Below are 3,172 nucleotides of genomic sequence, written 5' to 3'. Positions count from 1 at the left end.
CTATTTATAGTATAATTATACCTATTTAGTAAATAAGTGATAATGCCTATTTATCCTGAAATATCAATGAATTCAGATAAAACTACCTATGAAAATTCTCACTCTGAAGAATAAAAAACAGGACACTTTCAATGAAAAGTGTCCTGTTTTTGTGATTACGGATGTGTAATGAAGAAGTCTTCAAGATATGTACGCCATAGTTTATATCCATCTTTATTTGGTAATTCATTATCTTCTGTTACTAGTGCTTTCATCAGGCCAATTTGCAGCGTAGGCTAATAATTCTTTGGTGTCAGGTTTGTTTTGTTTAGGAGTTTTTTCACTCGGTTGAGCTGCTTTATCAACGTTAGCGTGAATCGTTTTTTTATTATTATGGTGCATATTTCATAGGGCTAAGATAACAATTATAGCGATAATCATAAAAAATTCTTCAATAGAATGTTCTTCTCTCCTAAAAATATGTAATTACTCCCATATTTTGAAACACTCTAGTATTTTATTAAAAAATGCTATTTAATAATATTATACAAAGAAACATGACAAAATCATTTAAATTATGACAAATCCCTGCAAAAACGGCAATATACTATGCTATATATGCTATAATATTAGGTGTTTTGAATCTGAAAGATGGAGGAAGCAATGGAAGAGACAATTAGCTTAAAAGAACTGTTTTTAACGATAAGAAAAAGATTAAACCTTATTATTAGTATCGCAGTGCTGGCTGTTATGGTGAGTGGAATCATTAGTTATTTTTTACTGAACCCAATTTACCAGGCATCTACTCAGTTGCTAGTGAATCAGTCAAAAAATGAGGAAGCGCTATATAGTAACAATGAAGTCCAAACAAACCTGCAATTAATTAACACATATAACGTTATTATTAAAAGCAATGCTATTTTGGACTTAGTGAAAGAAGATCTTAAGCTTGATATGACAACTGCAGAACTAAATGGAAAAATTTCTGTTGCAAGCGAACAAAATTCGCAAGTTTTAAACATTATCGTTACAGATGAAAGCCCGAAAACTGCCGCGAATATTGCCAATAAAACAGCAGAAGTCTTTCAAGAAGAAATTGTGAAAATTATGAAAGTCGATAATGTTACGATTCTAGCCGAAGCAACAGTAGTTGACAATCCAGCTCCAATTAAGCCGCAACCGCTCTTAAATATTGCGATTGCCCTTGTGGTAGGATTAATGGCAGGTGTAGGACTTGCATTCTTACTAGAGTATTTAGATAACACAATCAAAAATGAACAAGATATTGAAAAATTATTAGAACTACCTGTACTTGGAGTCATTACAAAAATTGACGTAGAAGCAAATGATGGAAGCAAAAAAAGTGCAAGAGGTGAGAAGGTTGGCTAAAAGTAAAAAACAGAAGATCATCGAGAACAGTCGGAAGCTGATTACTAAATATAATCCGAAATCGCCAATCTCCGAACAATACCGAACGATTCGAACGAATATCCAATTTTCATCCGTTGACCAAGACATACGTTCCATCGTCGTCACTTCCCCTGGTCCCGGAGAAGGAAAATCGACGACAGCGGGCAATATGGCTGTTGTGTACGCACAACAAGGAAGAAAGGTGCTACTTATAGACTCGGATTTAAGAAAGCCAACTGTTCATTATACCTTTAACTTACTCAATAATTCTGGCCTAACGACAGTCTTAACGAAACGGACAAAATTAATGGAGGCTGTTGTTAAAACAGATGAGCCGAATTTATTCGTCTTACCAAGTGGACCGATTCCACCAAATCCAGCTGAATTATTAGCGTCTAAATCGATGGACGAGTTAGTCAATCAATGCCTAGAACAGTTTGATATGATCATCATGGATACACCACCCATACTTGCGGTAGCCGATGCGCAAATTTTGGCGAATAAATGTAACGGGACTATTTTAGTAGTATCGAGTGGTAAAACTGAAACTGACAAAGCGATTAAAGCGAAAGAATTACTAGATTCGGTTAGGAGCAATATACTGGGTGTTGTCTTGAATAATAAAAAAATGGAGAAAAATGACCAATATTATTATTACTATGGTAGTAAATAAATAATAAGATTTAAATTTATCGTTTTTTTGCCTAAAAGTATGTTGTGATATTTGTAAAATATCAGTTCGTAAGTAATGGAAAGGAGGTGTTGTAATGATTGATATTCATTGTCACATATTATCAGGTATTGATGACGGGGCACAGACTATGGAAGATAGCCTAGCAATGGCCGAACAAGCTGTCCAACAAGGTATCACCAAGATCATTGCAACGCCTCATCATAAGAATGGAAAATATGAAAATCGCAAACAAGATATTTTACATAGAGTCGTTGAATTAAATAACGTGTTGAAAGAAAAGAAAATCCCATTAGACATTCTCCATGGCCAAGAGCCAAGAATCTATGGAGAGCTAGTAGAAGATTATAGGAATGGGGAAATTGTCACACTAAATGACGGCGGTCAATATCTATTTGTGGAGCTTCCATCCGCACATGTTCCTCGCTATACAGCAAAATTACTATATGACATCCAATCTGAAGGACTCACACCGATCATCGTCCATCCAGAAAGAAATCAGGAGCTCATTCAAAATCCAGATTTATTATACGAGTTTGTGAAGAACGGAACATTAACTCAAATAACAGCAGCAAGTATAGCAGGAGACTTCGGCAAGAATATCGCCAAATTTTCCATGCAATTAATAGAAGCCAATTTAACGCATTTTGTATCATCGGATGCTCATAACATCACAAATCGTAGCTTTAAAATGAACGAAGCGTTCGATGCAATCGAACGTAAATATGGAGTCGATTTCATCTATTACTTTACTGAAAATGCTGAACTGCTCGTGCAAGGCAAAGCCGTCTATCGTGACGAGCCAGAGAAAATCAAAAAGAAAAAATTCTTAGGAATCTTTTAATTTGAGAAACTTCATATTTACGTTAGCTTTATATGCTAACCGGTGATGCTTCCTGTCCGTTATCAATGGAAGCACTCGGCCATACTGTGGGATGCACATAGTACATATTACTACATCCTTAGACGCCCGTCGTCAGGAGTATGGTGTGAGGGCGGGTTAGATGCCCGATTTATTATTTGTATGATTGAATTCATTACGAATATTTAAATTAAACTATGCTATTTATATTATCGTCCAATATATATAAC

At 35.2% G+C, this 3,172-nt stretch carries 3 protein-coding genes; all 3 read left to right on the top strand.

All coding sequences use genetic code 11. The features are described 5' to 3' along the window. The first annotated feature begins 642 nt into the window (after positions 1-642). Positions 643-1,368 (top strand): YveK family protein, encoded by a 726-nt coding sequence (locus V7068_RS22170; RefSeq protein ID WP_499714585.1) that lies wholly within the window; start codon positions 643-645, stop codon positions 1,366-1,368. Then, positions 1,328-2,062: a CpsD/CapB family tyrosine-protein kinase gene (locus V7068_RS22165; protein WP_499714584.1), complete on the top strand. Its 735-nt coding sequence runs from the start codon at positions 1,328-1,330 to the stop codon at positions 2,060-2,062. The genes V7068_RS22170 and V7068_RS22165 overlap by 41 nt, the downstream gene beginning before the upstream one ends. 94 nt (positions 2,063-2,156) lie before the next feature. After that, on the top strand, positions 2,157-2,924 hold the full coding sequence (locus V7068_RS22160) for a tyrosine-protein phosphatase (RefSeq protein WP_499714583.1): 768 nt from the start codon (positions 2,157-2,159) through the stop codon (positions 2,922-2,924). The last annotated feature ends 248 nt before the right edge of the window (positions 2,925-3,172 follow it).

The organism is Bacillus sp. JJ634 (assembly GCF_036962285.1).
Taxonomy (GTDB): domain Bacteria; phylum Bacillota; class Bacilli; order Bacillales; family DSM-1321; genus Peribacillus; species Peribacillus asahii_A.
This window is presented reverse-complemented; position numbering and strand designations above follow the sequence as displayed.